The sequence below is a fragment of the Acinetobacter sp. S4397-1 genome (genome assembly GCF_024129285.1).
Lineage (GTDB): Bacteria > Pseudomonadota > Gammaproteobacteria > Pseudomonadales > Moraxellaceae > Acinetobacter > Acinetobacter lwoffii_C.
Window position 1 is genome coordinate 64,710 of record NZ_JAMXXZ010000005.1, and the last position, 19,841, is coordinate 84,550.

Here is a 19,841-nt window from a genome sequence, read left to right on the forward strand (position 1 = left end):
GCCGAGCCTATTTAAGCTGCCATTGTCCAGAAACTACAATATTGACTTTTTCTCCAATCCCGCCAAATGCTTTTTTCATTCCAAAGTCACTGCGTGTTATCACTGTTGTCGCGTCAACATCCAAACGTTGGGGCTGGCTGATACTGGGTTTTAACATAGTATCCAAAACCACCCGCCGGGTCACGCCCCGCAAGGATAAATCACCTGTAATACTGTAGTGATGAGGACCTAAAACGATAAATCCATGGCTCGTGAAAGTCGCAGTCTGATATTTTTCAGCATCAAAGAAATCTTCACCCAGAATCAGATTACTCAGCGAGGGCTTATTTAAACTCAAACTTTTGATGTCGAGAACAAACTGGGCGGAGGCATGGAGTGGAGCTGCAGGATCAAAACTCATGCTAGACTGAATCTGCTCAAATTTACCTTTTACAATCGACAACCCCATCGACTTGATCTCAAAACTGACCTGGGTTTCTGGCGTGAGTTCCCATTGCTGAGGAGTGGCATGAGTAGCAAAATTTAAGCCCAGTATTCCTGCAACTAAGACGCTTTTCGCGATCCTGACATTCATCTGCTTCACTCCTCGGCCGCTGCAATTGCTTGCCTTGAGCTATTAGCTTACTCAAGATTGGTTTTGTCTTGAGTCAGGTATTTGTGCCGCAATTGTTGGTAAATAGGTGTTTTTTGAAATTGATGTAAAAACTCACTGGTTCCTAAAGGAAAAGCCGATTCAATAATTTTCCCAGTATAATAAGCTTCACGTAGCGGCGTTGCTGAAATTGCGCCTTTCAGGCTTTCAAGCTCGACCATCTCCCATTCAGGAAACAGCTTAAGATAATAGGAAGATTCATCCTTAAAATGGCCAATTAAACCTACTTTTGCATCTGGCTCAACGACACCTGTGACGAGTGATTTGACCAGTTTCTGCCATTTTTGGTCATTATAAACATCGACCACATGAACAAATTTGATCCGTTGCTGATCTTCAGCGGAAAAATTAGATAAAACCATCTGTTCACGCTCAGCAGCACTAAATGGATTTTTAATATTCCGTTCATTCTGTGCCGAACCTAAGGCCAGAATCACTTGCCGGCTTTGTTTTAATGCAATTTTAATGGTTTGCATATGGGCCAGATGAAAGGGCTGAAAGCGGCCAATAAAAACCAGATAATCAAATGTATAGTTCATAACAGATCAATTTTTTATGACTCGAGAGTTGTGTCGTTTAAATAAATATGCGACATAATAAACGCCATAAAATTAAATTAAGTTTTAAAGCAAGGATAGTACGATGACACTGAGCTGTATTCAACAACCTCATCCGCATTTAAACGCAATTTTAGATCAGGGCGTACTCACGCTGGCTATCAACCGCCCTGAAGCCAAAAATGCCTTGTATGGTGAATTGTACTTATGGATTGCCCAGGCGCTCGATGAAGCCGATCAGGACAGCAGTGTCCGGGTGGTAATTTTACGCGGTCAGGATGCAGATTTTAGTGCAGGCAATGACATGCAGGACTTTATGAAGTATGCAGCAATGAAGGGCCAGGCCCCTGCAGCGGAAGGCCCTCCTTTTATTTTATTAAAATCGGCAGCTAAATTTTCTAAGCCTTTGATTGCAGCCGTACGCGGTGTAGCTATTGGTATTGGGGTAACGATCCTGTTGCATTGTGACCTGGTCTATAGTGATCATACTGCCCTGTTCCAGATTCCTTTTGTCAGTCTAGGACTTTCTCCTGAAGGAGCTTCAAGTAAATTGTTAATTGAACAGGCGGGTTATCACAAGGCGGCTGAGTTATTACTTACTGCACAAAAATTTAACAGTGAAACAGCACGTTCAGCCAATTTAGTGAACAGTATTGAAGAAGAGGTTTATAGTAAAGCAGCACAGCAAGCTGCTCAACTGGCGGCCCTTCCACTGGCTTCTCTGGTCCAGTCCAAAGCCTTGATGAAACATAATTTAAATGAAATTGTTGAATGGATTGATCATGAAGCTGACATCTTTATGCAGCGTGTCGGCTCACCTGAAATGATGGAAGCAGTTGCGGCCTTTATGCAAAAGCGTAAGCCGGATTTTTCTCAATTCAACTAATTTAAGTTTGTCTATAAAACCACTTGGTTCGATAAGCTGGGTGGTTTTCTTATATTTCACCCCCATTTCTTTCCACATCACTGTAAAAAGAATATAAATACCATGACTGAAAAAAAGCGCTACCACGAACCTGCTACCCAAGATATTGATGTAGACAACTTCCGTAAGGTGATTGAAAGCCGCCGTTCGGTACGTAAATTTACCAGCAAAGCGATTCCTGCCGAAGTGCTCGATGATTGTCTGGATCTCGCCTTACTGGCCCCCAACTCGTCGAACTTGCAGCCCTGGACCTTCTATGTGGTACAAAGTCCTGCCAAAAAGAAACGCCTGGTGAAAGCCTGCATGAGCCAGCTGGCTGCCAAGACAGCATCTGAACTGATTGTCTGTGTTGCCCGCACTGACCGTATAGATGAAATGGCCAAACGTAATATTAATGAGTTTCCATTTCCAGAAGCCCCACCTGCAGTCAAGAAATACTACAAATACATTCCCTATAACTACAAAACCGGTTATCTGAATGCCTTTGGCAATTTTAAGAAAGTGGCGTTCAAAGTCGCTCGTACTCTGGACAAGCAAATGCCGGTATCAGCATTTAATCCTGCGGATGCCAAACTGTGGGCCAGCAAAACCACAGCACTGGCCTGTGAAAATCTGGTTCTGGCCTTACGTGCTTATGGCTTTGACAGCTGCATGATGGAAGGATTTGATGAGCCGCTGGTACGTGAAATTCTGGCATTAAATGATGGACAATATCCTGTCATGGTCATTGCAGCAGGTGAGCGTGCAAAAGATGGCGTATTCTTCCCGCAGTACCGTTTTGATCGTGAGCTGTTTATTCAGAAGGTTTAAGGTTCTTCCAGATGGACTCTTTTTCAATAAGGTCTTAATTTTGAGATTAACCTTCGCTTCGACCTACTGTTGTTTTGGGAAAAAGTAGGTCGAAACATCGAAGTATTGTCATCCACAAAATCGGCTCAAACCTTCTCGCTGTCGATACATCACAGATTTTTTATCATCTTCAGTCCTGCCTTAAACCAGTGCGGATGGCGTTTCCGTGTACCAAATATTGGTTTAAAAGTTATTAGAGTGGAATATCCACTATTTGAATAAACTCAAAAGCCGGCTCTTCATAAGGATGCATGGCCTTTAACGCCCGTGCCACCTCACTGGCCTTATGTTCAGGCACAATGGTTTCTACCCGCCATTCTGAAACTTGTTCAAGCTCACCGACCTCACCAATAAACGGATCAGCACCTTTTAGCGGCTTAAACTGGCCAGTGCCTAAAATCTGCCAGGCACAATGTTCATAATCGCCTATCCCTCCAGCACCGGCTGAAAAAATGGCAAGTTTAGTCGATTCAAGATGAGATTCAGGAACGTAATAAATGAGTTTAAGCATATCAATTGGTATATATTCTAGGAGTATTAATCCATCATATGGCTCAAGCATCATGATGTCTAATCAAAGATTACTTGCGAACCTGCTGGAGGAACAGCTAAAAAGTTTAGCAAATAAACTCCCTTCAAAGCAGCAGCTACCTTTCTGGAAGATACTATTAAATTTCTCTCTTTTCATAAAGTTAATCACTGGTTTAATTCCTTAAAAGAGCAAAAAATAAAAGAAAAATATCACCCAATAAAAAAGCCACCCGAAGGCGGCTTTTCATTCAGATGAATTTATAAAAATTAACCAATAAACTTACGTGCATTACGGAACATACGCAACCAGGCACCATCTTGATCCCAGTCTTCCGGTTTCCATGAATGCTGAACCGCACGGAAGTTACGCTCTGGGTGTGGCATCAGAATTGTTGCACGACCATCTTGAGAAGTTACACCAGAGATCCCTTCAGGCGAACCGTTCGGGTTTAATGGATATTGCTCTGTTGCCTGACCTTGGCTGTCAACATAGCGCATAATCACTTGGTTACCTGCATTCAGTGCAGCCAGATTTTCAGCAGATGCAACCACACGACCTTCACCATGCGCCACAGCGATTGGAAGAATAGAACCTTCCATACCTTCTAGCAATACAGAATAAGATTTCTCGACACGAACGTTAACACTACGTGCTTCAAAAACTTCTGACTTGTTGCGATGGAAACGCGGCCATGCATCTGCCCCCGGAATAAGGGGTGCCAATTGAGACAGCATCTGACAACCATTACAGATACCTAAAGAGAAGGTTTCCTGACGGTTGAAGAATTTCTCGAACTGGTCACGTAGCTGCGGGTTAAACAATACAGATTTGGCCCAGCCGCCGCCTGCACCGAGTACGTCACCATAAGAGAAGCCACCACAGGTCACCAGACCTTCAAAGTCATCCAGACTGATACGGCCAGCCAGCAGGTCACTCATATGTACGTCAACCGTGTTGAAGCCCACTTTATCGAATGCAGCTGCCATTTCAACATGACCATTCACACCCTGCTCACGCAGAATTGCCATATTTGGACGACGTGAATTGATATATGGGGCTTCAACTGGCTCATTCAAATCGAATGTCGGTTGAGCGATCAAGCCCTGGTGTGACTTGTCTGTGATCAGGGAAAATTCTTGATCCGCAGTTTCGACGTTGTCACGTAAACGCTGGATTTGATGGGAAACCTTAGTCCAGGCCACTTGCAAATCGGCACGCTCAAGTACCAGACCATTTACAGACAACTGGTCCGTATTGTTGACTGTACCCACAACAGAGATAGCATCTTTCAAGCTTGAAGCCGCAACTTCTGCTTGCAATACTTCCCAATCTGCTTTGGCAATTTGCAGAACTGCCCCGATTTCTTCAGCGAACAGTGCAGCCACAGATTGTTCTTCGAGTGCAACGCCCAGACGTGACGTAAACATCATTTCTGCAACAGTGGCCAATAAGCCGCCATCACCGATGTCATGATAGGCCTTGATCAGGTCGCGATCGTTCCACTCCTGAACCAGTGCAAAGAAAGCTTTCAAGTCATCAAAGCTATCAACGTCAGGGGTTACTGAACCAATCGCTTTATAAACCTGAGCCAGAATCGAGCCGCCTAGACGGAATTGGCCTTTAGAAAGATCGATACGTAGCAGTACAGAATCGATGTTTTTCAATTCAGGGGTCAATGTCTTGCGCACATCAGTCACTGGCGCAAATGCCGTGATTACCCCTGACATTGGCGAAGTCACAGATTTATCTGTACCTTCGTCATTCCAGGTCGTACGCATCGACAATGAGTCTTTACCCACAGGAATCGCGATACCCAGTGCTGGACACATTTCCATACCGATGGCTTTTACGCCTTCGAATAAAGCTTGGTCTTCACCTGGTTGACCGGCAGCCGCCATCCAGTTTGCAGACAATTTAATGTCACTGATCTGTTTAATCTTCGCCGACATGATGTTTGTAATAGACTCAGCAACCGATAAACGTGCAGATGCTGCCGGATTTAACAATGCTACCGGTGGACGCTCGCCCATCGCCATCGCTTCACCGTTATAACCGACTAGACTGGTGGTGGTCACTGCAGCATCCGCGACAGGAATCTGCCAACGACCCACCATCTGGTCACGTGCAACCATACCGGTAATCGAGCGGTCACCAATAGTGATCAGGAATGATTTAGATGCAACTGTCGGGTTCTTGATCACGCGATAAATCGCATCTTTCAGGTCAGTGACTTTAGAGGCATCAAAATCATCACCTTTACGCTCCACTGTTTCATATGAACGGCTCATACGCGGGGTACCGCCAAGCATCACCTGCATTGGCATGTCCACCGGCTTGTTGCCAAATAATGGATCTTCAACAGTTAAATGACGCGCTTCAGTCGCTTCGCCCAGCACCGCAAACGGACAACGTTCACGCGCACAGATTGACTCAAACAGTGGCAGAGATTCTGGACGGATCGCAAGCACATAACGCTCTTGTGCTTCGTTTGACCAGATTTCCATTGGCGACATGCCTGGCTCTAGAGATGGAATCTTACGTAGATCCAGTACCGCACCCAGTTCGTGGTCATTGACCAGTTCAGGCATTGCATTCGAAATACCGCCTGCACCGACGTCATGTACCGAAACGATCGGGTTTTCATCTTCCATGCGCCAGCAAGTATCAATGACTTCCTGACAACGGCGTTCCATTTCCGGGTTTTCACGCTGTACCGATGCGAAGTCCAGATTTTCACCCATGGTACCGCTGTCTACAGAAGACGCTGCGCCGCCGCCCAGACCGATCAGCATCGCAGGGCCGCCCAGCACGATAAGCAAGTCACCCGGCTGGATTGGATCTTTTTCTACATGGTCAGGACGGATGTTACCGTAACCACCTGCAATCATGATTGGCTTATGGAAGCCTTTCACTTCGCCATTGACGTTCTGTTCAAAAGTACGGAAATAACCATTTAAAGCCGGACGACCAAATTCGTTGTTAAACGCTGCACCACCCAACGGCCCTTCAATCATGATTTGCAGTGGCGATGCCATACGTGATGGTTTGCCGTAGTTTTCTTCCCAAGGCTGTTCAAAACCAGGAATATTCAGGTTAGATACTGTGAAACCGGTTAAGCCAGCTTTCGGCTTACCACCACGACCTGTCGCACCTTCATCACGGATTTCACCGCCTGAACCGGTCGCAGCACCGGCAAATGGCGCAATCGCAGTCGGGTGGTTGTGTGTTTCCACTTTCATCAGAATATGAGCGGCCTGGCTCTTATATTTATAAACGTGCTGGCCGTTATCTTCCTTGGTTGGATAGAAACGTTGCGTATCAGAACCTACAATCACTGAGGCATTGTCTTTATAAGCAGACAATACATCTGTTGGTGATTCCTTATAGGTGTTCTTGATCATCTGGAACAGTGACAAAGGCTGAACTTCACCATCAATGGTCCATTCTGAACCGAAGATTTTGTGACGGCAATGCTCAGAGTTTGCCTGTGCAAACATCATCAGCTCAATATCATTCGGGTTACGGCCCAGCTTGTTAAAGGCATCGGTTAAATAATCAATTTCTTCATCAGACAGTGCAAAACCGAATTCATTGTTCGCCTGAACTAACGCTGCCTTGCCCTGACCCAGAATATCAATCGAGTTCAAAGGTTTTGGTGCTGTTTCAGTAAACAGTGCCGCAGCATCTTCAATCGTATTAAACACGCTTTCCGTCATGCGGTCATGTAAAACCTGCAGTACTTCTTTAGAAAGCTCTTTTTCACCTTTCAAGGTAAATAAAACACCGCGTTCCAGACGATGAACTGGGGTATTACAGTTCTTGAAAATATCTGTCGCTTTGGATGACCATGGAGAAATGGTGCCTAATCGTGGTGTTACTAAAATCTGGATTTCATCACTTGTCGCTTGGTGTAAATCAAAAGATTGACCATCATTTAAAAGCTGCAAAGCGGATTGCTGTTGTTGCTCGTTGAGCGCTTGGTCAAAGAGGTAGACCCATTGACTTTCAATTGATTGAACAGAACTAATTGACGATAAACGTGAAAGTAGTTGAGTTTTCTTAAATGAAGAATGTGCAGGTGCACCGGCAACAATAAACATGCTGATTTTGGCTCCACGGGATGGTCGTAAACCATGCCACAATGTGACTTGAGAGAGCGCATATTCTACTGTGAAATAAGGAAATCGGCTAGATGGCAAATACGAAAACTACTGCTGAAATATTCTGTATTTTTAAAATATTGTTTTATTTTCAAGCAGGAAAATTGAATCGGGTCGCGTAGACTAACACAATTTGTTAAATAAAAATCAAAACCGATGAAGAATAATTTCATTTAATAAAATTGTATTATTTTTCAACAGCAAGCCTACTTAAAATGCGTACAGCACTTATTCTTGAGCCGCTATAAAAACCTTATTAAGGAAAGGATAGGTTTAGGCTCAAGCTTCTCGAGATAAACTAAAAAACACTTGAGTTCATTTTTTCAGCTCGTCTCTCTGTGTCCTGTCGGCGAGTTGCCATACCGAAATAATTTTGTATCCCGCTATCTTTATTCCGGACTCCAGCGCACGCGTCAAGACTCTGCCTCGCTGTGCTGTATTTTTGGTCCTGCTGGGCATAAATCTGTCATGTAACCTGCTTCAATCGACTTCCAATAATATCGGGCAGCCCGGATTATCCTGCTCGCTCCTTTTAATATCTGGGCTGCATTTAAAGATATCTAAACCTCATATATAAGACTGCACCCTAGTTTTTAACAAAGATTGAGACTTAAAATGAATAGGGTTATTTTATTAAATACATTTTAAAGAGATTAAGCCTGTTTTTATTGACATATTAACCCCAAATATTGATTCAAATATTCCTTAAACCCCTTACTCAAAAGAGTGAAATTAAACGCTAATCAATTGAAAATATAAAGCTTAAATTTAAACTGATTCTCAGCCTCTATTCTTATGTAAAAATTTAGTATATATAGGCAGCATGAGACATGAATTAATGATAATTTCGTGGCCTATTATGAGAAAAATCACGACTCATAATGCAGAAAACAGGCAATATTAAAATTTTGTTACTTTTTTATTTCATGACTACTATCAATCTTTATTCTAATTAAAAACCCTACAATAAATAGCTGTAATTCCTATAAAAATATATCACTCACAGGTCCACATATTAGAAGATGTCGAAATCGAAAATAGCCTTATATCAGCAAAGAATCTGCATAATTGAGGACTTCATCATTAAATTTGATGATTTTATGTTAACCTCTACGCCAATTGTTGAGGAAATGTCCAGATTCAGGACGCATAAATCATCCTCTTTTCTGCTGCAGATATGCATATCAAATTGATATTCAGACACTGGTTTTTTTATTTTCTGTAGCTTCACTGCTCTGTCTAATCTAGAGCCTTAATCTGTTGCCAATGATTTAATTTTCAAAAACAAAAGGTGACCCGCTTAAGGAGTATATATGTTTCAATTCACTAGTACAGCAACTGTACTATTGATGGTGCTTTTCTATGGCATCACCTTTCTATTGTCGTTACGCATTAAGCAAAAAAATGAAAATGTCGATGGATATATGGTCTCGAATGGCTCCATCGGCTTTGGAATGTCTGCGGCCAGTATGACCGCCACCTGGATCTGGGCCGCTTCATTTTATGCAGCAGCTTCGTCCGGTTATAAATACGGTGTTTCCGGTGCTTTACACTATGGTTTGTGGGGTGCACTGATGATTTTATTTATCTATCCATTCGGCAAACGTTTCCGCGAACTGGCACCCAATGCGCACACTTTGGCAGAAATCATGCATGCGCGGCATGGCAACCAGAGCCAGATGATTCTGGCCGGCTCCAACATTGTCGGGAGCGTGATCAGCCTGATGGTAAACTTTACCGCAGCAGGTGCGCTGGTTGAAATTCTGTCTCCCCTCAGCTTTATCCATGGGGTCTTGATTACCGGATTTGGCGTCCTGTCCTATACTTTATGGTCAGGTTTCCGCTCCTCGGTATTTACCGACTTTGGTCAACTGGTTGCCATGATTGTGGCAGCAGTGATCATTATTCCAACGCTATTTTTTACGCTGGGCGGCCCGTCACTGTTCCAGACCGGCATGCATAATCTGCAACCGGAACAGCTGGATTTCTTTTCGAAAACCGCATTTTTAGAACAAGGCGCACCATTTTTTGTGGCGGTACTGGCCTATGCAATTGGTAACCAGACCATTGCTCAACGCATGTTTGCAGTCCGTAAAGACCTGATCAAACCGAGTTTCATTACCGCAACCATTGGTTATGCAGCGATTGTCGTCGGTTTAGGAATGCTCGGATTATTGGCACTCTTTGCCGGTATTCAGCCGATTGATGGCAACCTGAACAACCTGATTCCACAAATGGCAGCGACGTATCTGTCTCCATTTATGGTGGGCTTACTCTTTTTCATGGTGATTGGCGCGCTTTCGTCAACGGCGGATTCGGACTTATCCGCCTTGTCTGCCATCGTAATGACCGACATTTATGGCAAACAGATTGCTAAAAATCGTCCTGATCCGAAGAAGATGCTGTTTATTGGCCGGATGACCATGATTGTAGCCACCATGCTCGGTATTTTAATTGCCACGCTTAAATTCGATATTCTGGCGATGCTGATTTTCGTCGGCGCGCTCTGGGGTGCCATTGTATTCCCGGTGATTGCCAGCCTGTACTGGGACAAGGTCAATGCTCGTGCCTTTAACTGGTCTGTCGGTATCGCATTTTTAAGCTTTCTGGTGGTTCGATTTGAATGGCTGCCGATTCAGGGTCTGATCGCACTTGGCTTTGAGCTTATGGCGACCCTCGGTATTGGTGTGGTACTGGGTCTGATGAGCTTTGGCTTCTTTGGCAAGAAAGTTGGCCTGGTGGTCGGCATTCTGGCCAGTATCGGCTTCCTTCCATGGACCATCGGCTTCCTGCGTGATTATGGCACGCTATTGAGTTCTCTGACCGCCTATGGCAGCAGCGCCATTGTCTGTACTGTCCTGACTTTAATGAATAGCAAAGAACGATTTGATTTTAAACAAATCAATAAAATGGTGATTGAATTTCACCAGGTATCTGAGAAAAGTAAATAAGGAGATTTCAGATGAGTAGTCAATTTATGACCCTATATGTACTTTTTTGGCCATTGGTGGCGACGATGATTCTGTTCGTCATTTGTATGGGAGTCTATAAAGACATCCAGGAAGCCAAGATCAGTGGTGAAGATTTGCTTTAGTACACCACTCTCATGAGACAAAAACAGGTCAATATGACCTGTTTTTTATGGCAACTGTTCAACTGAAATTTCCACAGATTTTTGTGTGTTCCGACAATTCATGTCGCAGCACCCTAGTGCTGTCGTCACTTTTTTGGCATGATGCACAGAGCAAAGAACTGAATAATGATAAATGACTCAAATGCGTTGGTTAGAACTGCTTTCCACAGTTCGGATTGGTAGTAAAAAGCAAAGTACTGAACTGGCCCGCAGCCCGTTCCATAAAGATTATGACCGGATTATTTTTTCCCAGAGCTTCCGGCAGCTGAACCGTAAAACGCAGGTTCACCCCCTGACCCAGCATGACGGGATTCACACCCGTTTAACCCATTCGCTTGAAGTGTCCTGTATTGGACGCTCGCTGGGAATGCTGGCAGCAGAGAAAATTAAAGACCGGCTGCCACCCTGGATTTCCCCGGCAGATGTCGGTGCCATTATTCAGGCAGCCTGTCTGGCGCATGATATTGGTAATCCGCCCTTTGGTCATGCGGGTGAATATGCAATTCGGGAATGGTTTGATGATGTATCGCATACGGACTTCTTAAAAGATTTGAGTCCCGAGCAGGAAGCCGATGTACGCCAGTTTGAGGGCAATGCCCAAGGTCTGCGCCTGCTGACCAAGATTGACTATCATCCCAACGACGGTGGCATGCGCCTGACGTATGCCACTTTAGGCGCTTATTTGAAATATCCGTGGCTGTCCAAAACCATTGCATCTCAAGGTGACCGCCCGGCCAGTCAACGAGCCAAATTTGGCTGTTATCAGGCGGAAAAAGACATTTTAAAACAGATCGCAGAAGAGCTTGGACTGATCCAGTTAGACGAGTATCAATACTGCCGTCACCCACTCACCTATCTGCTCGAAGCAGCCGATGACATCTGTTATGCCCTGATTGACCTAGAAGATGGCATCAGCCTGAATATGCTGAGTTATGAGGAAGTGGAGCCGGTATTTCTAAATCTGCTGGGCGACTATGGTGTTCCGTCCGAGATAGCCATGGAAAATACCACTTGGCAGCAGAAAATTGCCGCCTTGCGTGGCCGTGTGATGAAACGCCTGGTGAATGAAGTGACCACGGCCTTTGCCCGACATCATGACCAGATTTTATCGGGCCAGTTACAGGGTGGGTTATTGCAATATTGCACAGCAGATATTGAAAGCGGGATTGACCGGGCCAAAGAACTGGCGCGTGACAGGATTTTTGAGCATCCGCAAAAAGCAGGACTGGAAATCATTGCTCATCAATGCTTGCAGAATATTCTGGATGCATTTATTCCGCTGACTATACCGCATAAAACGCTGAGCTTTAAGGAACAGCGCCTGATGTCGATTCTGCAACGCTCAGGTGCGAATTTCACAGCCAGCCATTATGAAAATATTATGCAGGTCCTGGATATTATCTCAAAATTTTCTGATCATCAGGCCTATAACCTGTCACAGGAATTACAGGGCAATAAAGTCGGATTATTATAAAATATCCTGCTGTATTAAGTGATGATGACAGTAAAATCCCCCATTGTGCAGCAGTGGTTTTGCCTTTACTGAAAATGCTGACTACTATGCTACAAACTGAATTTAGTGATGATAAAAGATGATTGGATGCCTAATTGGTGAAGTACTGGCGCTTGAAGCACCGACTGTCCTGTTAAATGTAAATGGCGTGGGTTATGAAATTGATACACCACTTACCACCTTTTGCCAGCTCCAAAAAGGTCAGCACATTACCCTGTGGACACATCTGGCCGTACGTGAAGATGCGCAGTTACTCTATGGCTTTTTAAATGCCCAGGAAAAAACCATTTTCCGGACCTTATTAAAGGTGAATGGCGTTGGCCCAAAAATGGCACTGGGTATTCTGTCAACGTTAAGTGTAGAAATGCTGATTCACACAGTTGAGAACGAAGACCTCAACACCTTGGTCAAAGTACCGGGGGTGGGCAAAAAAACCGCTGAACGCCTGATGATTGAGCTGCGAGACCGCTTTAAGGCGATGGCCACAGGTACCGCACCGGCCAATTCTACTGCACCCCAGATTCAGTTTATGGGGAATTCTGCAGTGGCCGAAGCCGAAGCAGCCTTGCAATCACTCGGTTATAAACCAGCTGAGGCACAGAAACTGGTCAACGCAGCCAAAGGCGAGTTTACTGAAGCCAGCGATATTATCCGTGCGGCTTTAAAATCAATGAATAAATAAGAAAAAATGACTTTCTAATAAGTCCATTCACACTTATTTTGATACGTGACTGGCGACCTGAATGTCGCCAGTTAGACAGAGGATACCTCCTGTATCCTCTGTCTAACTAAAGGGTTTTGTTACTTTTCCCCTGCCAAAAGTAAGAGAATGCCTACCCAAGGGCATATACATTCCAGGTGCATTTTGAGGCTATGAATTTATCAACCTCAAATAAATCCATAGAGATAGACTCAAAAGCTATGCAAGACCGTCTCATCAGTGGTTCTGAAAAACCCGAAGATCATTTTGATCGTGCCATCCGTCCGACCTCCCTCGATGACTACATCGGTCAGCCCGTGGTCCGTGAACAAATGGAAATCTTTATTGGCGCTGCTCGTGGCCGTGAAGAAGCCCTCGACCATACGCTTATTTTTGGTCCTCCCGGCCTTGGAAAAACCACACTGGCCAATATTATTGCCCGTGAAATGGGCGGCAACTTAAAATCCACTTCAGGCCCAGTGCTGGAACGTGCGGGTGATCTGGCAGCGATGCTGACCAACCTTGAAGAGGGTGATGTTTTATTTATTGATGAAATTCACCGCCTTTCCCCAGTAATTGAAGAAATTCTATACCCAGCGATGGAGGACTATCAGCTAGACATCATGATTGGTGAAGGTCCGGCTGCCCGTTCAATCAAACTGGATTTACCTCCATTTACACTAGTGGCGGCAACCACACGGGCTGGTCTGCTGACCTCTCCCCTACGTGACCGTTTTGGCATTGTGCAGCGTTTAGAGTTCTATTCTGTTGCTGACCTGACCCATATTGTGTCACGTTCAGCCAGCTTAATGGATGTCCCAATGACAGACGATGGTGCAAAAGAAATCGCCCGCCGTGCCCGAGGCACACCACGTATTGCCAACCGTTTACTGCGCCGCGTACGTGACTATGCACAGGTCAAAGGCACTGGTGAAGTCACTCAGGACATGGCACAACGTGCGCTGGATATGTTGAATGTCGATAAAGATGGCCTGGATACTTTAGACCGCCGTTACCTGTCGATGTTACTGGAACGTTTTGAGGGTGGCCCTGCGGGTGTTGAAGCCGTGGCAGCGGCCATGGCAGAGGACTCCGGGACTCTGGAAGATGTGATTGAACCTTACTTAATTCAGCAAGGTTATGTCATGCGAACTGCACGTGGACGTATTGCCACCAATATGGCGTATTTGCAATTTGGCATGACTCCACCTGAATCAAAAGATAAATGACGGGAAGGGAGTACATACTCCCTTATGGTTTTCGGTCAATATTGAGCATTTTCATATCATCCTGTCCTTATTGTTAAAGCAGAGAATCCTTAGCGTTTGTCAGTCGTGACTTGGGTAAGAAACCAAGTTATTCATACCGGATAGACTGGGTATATACAGTTATGCTCTGAGTACTGCTAAAACATTTGCCGTCATTAAAATCACTCAGCAGACTCAAATGAGCTAAAAACAGAACAACACAAGCGGATTTCCCCCTATTCAGATATAGATGAGTCAAGGTACTCACCCTGCTAAGATTGCCTCATAAATAAGCAATTGACTGCGCTCTACAGACGCAATAACGTGCCGACTCAGATTTGACATCTTGTGCCATTGGTCTCAAGGCTCACAATGCTAAACTTTGACGCGCTAATTTGCTTGGCTTCAGGAGGGAATAGAGTAGATTTCAAACCTTGCCCCACCTTTTAAAACAAGCAAATATTTCGTAAAACCTGCATGGAACAAAACTATGGCGAATCACTTTGAATTCAATATCCGCGTCTATATTGAAGATACTGATGCGGGTGGCATTGTCTATCACGCCAACCATATTCGCTATATGGAACGTACCCGTACCGAATGGTTACGTGCGGCTGGCGTCAGTCATTACTGGCATCAGTCTGACTATAACTTTGTTGTGCACAAAATTAGCGTGAAGTATATGCGTCCAATTTTAATGGATGATTTAATTACTGTTACTGCACGTGTCATTTCATGTAAAGCTTCATCATTTGTATTGCAACAAAATATTTATCGTGGTGAAATCATGCTTGCATCTGGCGAGGTAGAGTTGGCATGTATTAGTGCAGAAATGAAACCGCGTCGACTTCCAGATGAAATACGCGAACTGATTCGAAAAGAATTGGAACAAGACTAAAAAAATTAATTGGCACACGTAACAACTATGGCAACTCAGTTAGAATCATCTCTTCAAGTTTCAGATCTTATTTTACAAGCAAGCCCTGTCGTACAACTGGTGATGCTTTCTTTGCTGTTAGCCTCATTGTACAGCTGGTATCTGATTGCCAAGTTATATATGAGCTATAAAAAGGCTCAGGCTGAAGACCAGCATTTCCAGAAAATTTTCTGGTCAGGGGCCGAACTGAAAACCTTATATAACAATGCCCAGCTAAATTCTAAACGTACCGGTCTTGAAGATATTTTCTATCAAGGTCTGGGTGAGTTCCTGAAACTGAAAAAGCGTCATGCGCCGACTACCCAGTCCATTGAAGGGACAGAGCGTATTCTGCGTGTCGGCCTCAGTCGTGATCAGGGACAACTTGAACAGGGATTGGGAGCTTTGGCCAGCATTGGCTCAGTTGCACCCTATGTCGGTCTTTTTGGTACGGTCTGGGGCATCATGAATGCCTTTATTGGCTTGGCTGATGTCGAGCAGGTAACGCTGGCCACCGTTGCACCGGGCATTGCAGAAGCGCTGATTGCTACAGCCATTGGCCTGTTTGCAGCAATTCCAGCTGTATTGGCTTTTAACCATTTCACCGCTAAAGGCGAAACCCTGTACTCAGATCGTGCCCTGTTTGCTGAAGAAATGGTGGCGCTGCTGCAACGTCAGTCGGTGGGCGTAACACAGGACACGAACTAATGGCTATTCAAGGTGCAGGACGCTTTGCGCGTATTAAAAAGCCACTGAAAAGTGACATGAATGTCGTACCTTATATCGATGTCATGCTGGTACTTCTGGTTATTTTCATGGTGACGGCTCCCATGATTACCAGCGGTATTAAAGTTGACTTGCCTCAGGCCAATGGTCTACCCATCGAATCTAAAGATGCACCCACTATTGTCACGCTGAAAGAAGATGGAACCTATTATCTGGACTACAAAAACCAGACCACAGGCCCAGTCACACTAGCTGAGTTGAGCCAGACTTTGGTGGAAGCGCAGACCGAGGCTGAGAAGAATAACAAGCTGCTGAATGTCGTGATCAACGGTCACACCACCCGTCCTTATGGCGATGTCATGGCGCTGATGTCGAGCCTGCAAGATGCCGGTCTGTCCCAAGTCGGTTTACTGACCAAACCATTAGAATAAAGTATGAAAAATTATCAGAAACCACCCTTTCAGCAAAAAGCAGTGGCGATTGGATTTACCTTGGGAATCCACGCTGTTGCTTTGGTGGGCCTACTTTTTCTGGGCATGAGTAAGCCACCCGAAGCACCAAAACAGATCAAAACGGTCCTGATCAAACCTGAGGACTTAAAACCGCTGACTCACGAAAAAACCGAGTTTGAAGAAACAGCCCATGAAAATGTGGCAGAAGAAATTACCCAAACAGCTGAACCGAGCGTAGAGCCTGCCCCGGTGGTTCCAACAGCAGCTGCACCAACCCCTCCGGCACTGCAACCTGCACCATCACTACCACAGATCGATATTCAAAAAGCCCAGCAAGAAGCGAAAGCAGCAGAGCTTGCTCAAGCCAAGGCCGCCCAGCAAGCAGCTGAAGCTGCAAAACGCGCGAAAGCAGCCGAACAGGCTAAAGAGGCAGCTGCTAAAGCCAAAGCTGAGTCAGCGCAGAAATCCAAAGCTGAAGCCGACGCTGCTCGTAAGGCCGAGCTTGACGCACAGCGTAAAGCCGATGCTGCACAAAAAGCCAAATTAGAAGCTCAGAAAAAAGCGGATTTGGCCGCCAAACAAAAAGCCGATGCTGCAAAGGCGAAAGCTGACGCGGATGCAAAACGTAAAGCTGATACCGATGCCAAAGTCAAAGCTGAGGCAGATGCAAAGCGTAAGGCGGATGCAAAACGTAAAGCTGAGGCGGATGCAAAACGTAAGGCAGATGCCGATGCCAAAGCAAAAGCCGATGCGGCAGCTAAAGCCAAAGCCGATACTGCTGCAAAGGCGAAAGCCGAAGCGGATGCCAAACGTAAGGCGGATGCCGATGCAAAAGCCAGAGCTGACGCGGATGCAAAACGTAAAGCAGATGCCGATGCAAAAGCCAAAGCTGAGGCAGATGCAAAACGTAAAGCGGATGCCGATGCAAAAGCCAAAGCTGAGGCAGATGCAAAACGTAAAGCGGATGCCGATGCGAAAGCCAAAGCTGAGGCAGATGCCAAGGCTTCAGCAGCCAAACAGGCGGCTGAAGAAGCTGCTCAGAAAAAAGCAGAATCAAAACGAATTGCGTCTACTGCAAAACGTGATTTCGAAAATAAAATTAAACGTGCTTGGGATACTCCAGTGGGATCATCAGGTCAGCGTGCTACTGCTCGTGTGACCTTGAATGATAATGGTGGTGTGGTTTCTGTCATCGTAAACTCAAGTGATGCAGACATGAAAGCCAGCGTAGAAGCTGCAGTTCGTGCTGCTGCGCCGTATCCGATGCCTTCAGATCCAGATGCACGCCGAGAAGCACGAAGTTTTACCTCAACCTTCACAGCCCAATAAATAAAAAATCCAGCCATCTTCCAGAACAGGTGTGATGGCTGGATTTTTAAGTTAGACTTTAATTAAAATAGACTGAAAAATATTCGCTTTTCACAGTCGCATAACAGTTTGGTGATAAATTCATGGTTTTATTCACATAAATCCATGCGATGATGTAGCCCGATCACCTTAGAATAACGCCGTTGATTTGAGTAAATAACGAATGATGGAAAAGACTCGCAAACACCTACTCTGCCTTGCCCTTATGACCACCCTTGGTGCAGTGACGGCGACCCAGTCACAGGCCCAGCTGCATCTGGAAATTACCAAAGCCCCCGAAGCAGCACCTAAAATTGCCATCGTGCCTTTTAGTCAAGACCAGAGTATTTATCCGATTGTAGAAAATGACCTGAATCGTTCTGGAAAATTTACCAGTGCTTCAAAAAACCTGCCTGCGACAGCGACCCTCAACACCCCTAATGCAGAAGCTTGGGCATCTGCTGGCGTACCTTATGTTGTAACGGGTTCATCTAAAACCAATCCTGATGGTTCGTTTAGCATCCAGTATCAACTCTATGATGTTGAAAAAAGACAATATTTACTCAATGAATTACTCACTGTTCCCGCCTCGCGTACTCGCCAGGCAGCGCATATGATCAGTGATGCAATTTATCAGGCATTAACAGGAATTGCGGGCGACTTTAGCGGCCGTATTGCTTATGTGCTGCGTAACCCGGCCACGCCGGAACAGCGTTATACCCTGCAAATCGCCGATACCGACGGTGAACAGCCAAAGACCATCTTGACCTCACGCGATCCGATTTTGTCACCCGCCTGGACACCGGACGCGAAAAAAATTGCTTATGTATCTTTTGAGACCAAGCGCCCTGCTATTTATGTACAGGAACTGGCTACAGGTCAACGTGAAAAACTGGCCAGCTTCCGTGGCTTAAACGGCGCGCCAAGCTTCTCGCCAGATGGCAAAAGCATGCTATTTACTGCCTCCATGCACGGTAACCCGGAAATCTATCAGATGAATCTGGAAACACGCCAGTTACAGCGTATGACCAATGATAGCTCAATTGATACCGAAGCCCGTTATGCACCAGATGGCAAATCCTTTATCTTTACATCAGACCGTGGGGGTTCTCCGCAGATCTACCGTTACGACCTGGTCAATCAAACCACCAAACGCTTAACCTTTCGGGGTGCCTTTAATGCTCGCGCAACTTTAAGTGCAGATGGGAAAAAGCTTGCCTTGGTACATCGCCCAAGCGGCAGTAATTATAAAGTAGCGGTACAGGATATAAACTCTGGTGTAACCAATATCCTGACTCCAACCAGTCTGGATGAATCGCCAAGCTTCTCGCCAAATGGCCAGATGGTGGTTTATGCCACACGCGAAGGCGCACGTGGTCTGCTGTCAATCATGACCTTGGATGGCCGCTTTCGCATGAATTTACCAAGTGAAACCGGTGAAGTTCGTGAACCGGCTTGGGCACCCAAATAACAGTTTAATATTTAAAAATGCTTTACCCCATAATCAACCTTCATGGAGATGAAGATGAACAAAGTAAAATTATTTGCGCTTCCTTTACTTGCAGCAGCCGTAGTGATGACGGGTTGTGCAAGCCGCAAGCCTGCTGCTGAAGTACAGACCGGCAACCTGGATACTAGCGGTAGCACGACCGTCAATACTCAAGGCTTGAGTGAAGATGCAGCATTAGGTGCACAAAACATGGCTGGCGCATCATCCAAAGGGGTGACAGCTGAGAATAAGGCTTATCTTGCAAAGCGCGTTGTACACTTTAACTATGACAGTAGCGAACTCAGCAATGACGACATTCGCACGCTTCAGGCTCATGCCCAGTTCCTGATGGCCAATGCTAACTCCCGTGTAGCTTTAACCGGTCACACAGATGAGCGCGGTACACGTGAATACAACATGGCACTGGGTGAACGCCGTGCTAAAGCGGTTGAAAGCTTCCTGATCACCACTGGTGTCAATACCAACCAACTGGAAGCGGTCAGCTATGGTAAAGAAATGCCGGTGAATCCAGGCCATGATGAAAGTGCCTGGAAAGAAAACCGCCGTGTTGAAATCAATTACGAAGCCGTTCCGCCATTGTTGAAATAATCATTACCACACTCTAAGCCCAATAAAAAAGCAC

17 protein-coding genes are annotated in these 19,841 nt (G+C 45.4%); 13 read left to right on the forward strand and 4 right to left on the reverse strand.

Going from position 1 to position 19,841, the window contains the following annotated elements:
- Positions 1 to 7 precede the first annotated feature (7 nt).
- Positions 8 to 574 (reverse strand): YceI family protein, encoded by a 567-nt coding sequence (locus NI467_RS04635; RefSeq protein WP_253151231.1) that lies wholly within the window; start codon positions 572 to 574, stop codon positions 8 to 10.
- A 47-nt stretch (positions 575 to 621) separates the two neighbouring features.
- A complete protein-coding gene (locus NI467_RS04640) occupies positions 622 to 1,191 on the reverse strand; it encodes a nicotinate-nicotinamide nucleotide adenylyltransferase (protein WP_253151240.1) in 570 nt (189 codons plus the stop codon).
- A 103-nt stretch (positions 1,192 to 1,294) separates the two neighbouring features.
- Here NI467_RS04640 and NI467_RS04645 point away from each other — a divergent pair, with 103 nt between their 5' ends.
- Both NI467_RS04645 and NI467_RS04650 read left to right on the forward strand, forming a co-directional pair.
- The gene (locus NI467_RS04645; RefSeq protein ID WP_151205417.1) at positions 1,295 to 2,095 is read left to right on the forward strand and encodes an enoyl-CoA hydratase-related protein; all 801 of its coding nucleotides are present in this window, start codon (positions 1,295 to 1,297) and stop codon (positions 2,093 to 2,095) included.
- Positions 2,096 to 2,197: 102 nt separating this feature from the next.
- A complete protein-coding gene (locus NI467_RS04650) occupies positions 2,198 to 2,944 on the forward strand; it encodes a nitroreductase family protein (protein WP_253151242.1) in 747 nt (248 codons plus the stop codon).
- Between the two features lie 232 nt (positions 2,945 to 3,176).
- Here NI467_RS04650 and NI467_RS04655 read toward each other — a convergent pair whose 3' ends face one another.
- Both NI467_RS04655 and purL read right to left on the reverse strand, forming a co-directional pair.
- Positions 3,177 to 3,494 (reverse strand): NGG1p interacting factor NIF3, encoded by a 318-nt coding sequence (locus tag NI467_RS04655; protein ID WP_253151244.1) that lies wholly within the window; start codon positions 3,492 to 3,494, stop codon positions 3,177 to 3,179.
- A gap of 287 nt (positions 3,495 to 3,781) precedes the next feature.
- Positions 3,782 to 7,615 (reverse strand): phosphoribosylformylglycinamidine synthase, encoded by a 3,834-nt coding sequence (gene purL / locus NI467_RS04660; protein WP_253151246.1) that lies wholly within the window; start codon positions 7,613 to 7,615, stop codon positions 3,782 to 3,784.
- Positions 7,616 to 8,988: 1,373 nt separating this feature from the next.
- Between purL and NI467_RS04665 the strand changes: the two genes are divergently transcribed.
- The 11 genes from NI467_RS04665 to pal all read left to right on the forward strand — a co-directional run bounded on the left by NI467_RS04665 (position 8,989) and on the right by pal (position 19,807).
- Positions 8,989 to 10,626, forward strand: a complete 1,638-nt coding sequence (locus tag NI467_RS04665) for a sodium:proline symporter (RefSeq protein WP_253151248.1) — start codon at positions 8,989 to 8,991, stop codon at positions 10,624 to 10,626.
- A gap of 11 nt (positions 10,627 to 10,637) precedes the next feature.
- A complete protein-coding gene (locus tag NI467_RS04670) occupies positions 10,638 to 10,769 on the forward strand; it encodes a putative transporter small subunit (protein ID WP_005097597.1) in 132 nt (43 codons plus the stop codon).
- A 172-nt stretch (positions 10,770 to 10,941) separates the two neighbouring features.
- Positions 10,942 to 12,282 carry a deoxyguanosinetriphosphate triphosphohydrolase gene (locus tag NI467_RS04675; RefSeq protein ID WP_151205913.1) on the forward strand — a complete coding sequence of 447 codons (1,341 nt, stop codon included), beginning with the start codon at positions 10,942 to 10,944 and terminating at the stop codon, positions 12,280 to 12,282.
- A gap of 118 nt (positions 12,283 to 12,400) precedes the next feature.
- Positions 12,401 to 13,003: a Holliday junction branch migration protein RuvA gene (ruvA, locus tag NI467_RS04680; RefSeq protein ID WP_253151250.1), complete on the forward strand. Its 603-nt coding sequence runs from the start codon at positions 12,401 to 12,403 to the stop codon at positions 13,001 to 13,003.
- Positions 13,004 to 13,242: 239 nt separating this feature from the next.
- The gene (gene ruvB, locus NI467_RS04685; RefSeq protein WP_174660121.1) at positions 13,243 to 14,250 is read left to right on the forward strand and encodes a Holliday junction branch migration DNA helicase RuvB; all 1,008 of its coding nucleotides are present in this window, start codon (positions 13,243 to 13,245) and stop codon (positions 14,248 to 14,250) included.
- Positions 14,251 to 14,758: 508 nt separating this feature from the next.
- The gene (gene ybgC, locus NI467_RS04690; RefSeq protein ID WP_151205506.1) at positions 14,759 to 15,166 is read left to right on the forward strand and encodes a tol-pal system-associated acyl-CoA thioesterase; all 408 of its coding nucleotides are present in this window, start codon (positions 14,759 to 14,761) and stop codon (positions 15,164 to 15,166) included.
- A gap of 27 nt (positions 15,167 to 15,193) precedes the next feature.
- Complete coding sequence (gene tolQ, locus NI467_RS04695) at positions 15,194 to 15,892, forward strand: protein TolQ (protein WP_151205910.1); 699 nt, start codon at positions 15,194 to 15,196, stop codon at positions 15,890 to 15,892.
- Positions 15,892 to 16,341 carry a protein TolR gene (tolR, locus tag NI467_RS04700; RefSeq protein ID WP_151205504.1) on the forward strand — a complete coding sequence of 150 codons (450 nt, stop codon included), beginning with the start codon at positions 15,892 to 15,894 and terminating at the stop codon, positions 16,339 to 16,341. The genes tolQ and tolR overlap by 1 nt, the downstream gene beginning before the upstream one ends.
- Before the next feature lie 3 nt (positions 16,342 to 16,344).
- Positions 16,345 to 17,691: a cell envelope integrity protein TolA gene (tolA, locus tag NI467_RS04705; RefSeq protein ID WP_253151252.1), complete on the forward strand. Its 1,347-nt coding sequence runs from the start codon at positions 16,345 to 16,347 to the stop codon at positions 17,689 to 17,691.
- Between the two features lie 205 nt (positions 17,692 to 17,896).
- Positions 17,897 to 19,180: a Tol-Pal system beta propeller repeat protein TolB gene (tolB, locus tag NI467_RS04710; RefSeq protein WP_253151318.1), complete on the forward strand. Its 1,284-nt coding sequence runs from the start codon at positions 17,897 to 17,899 to the stop codon at positions 19,178 to 19,180.
- Positions 19,181 to 19,234: 54 nt separating this feature from the next.
- A complete protein-coding gene (gene pal / locus NI467_RS04715) occupies positions 19,235 to 19,807 on the forward strand; it encodes a peptidoglycan-associated lipoprotein Pal (protein WP_151203543.1) in 573 nt (190 codons plus the stop codon).
- Positions 19,808 to 19,841: the final 34 nt, after the last annotated feature.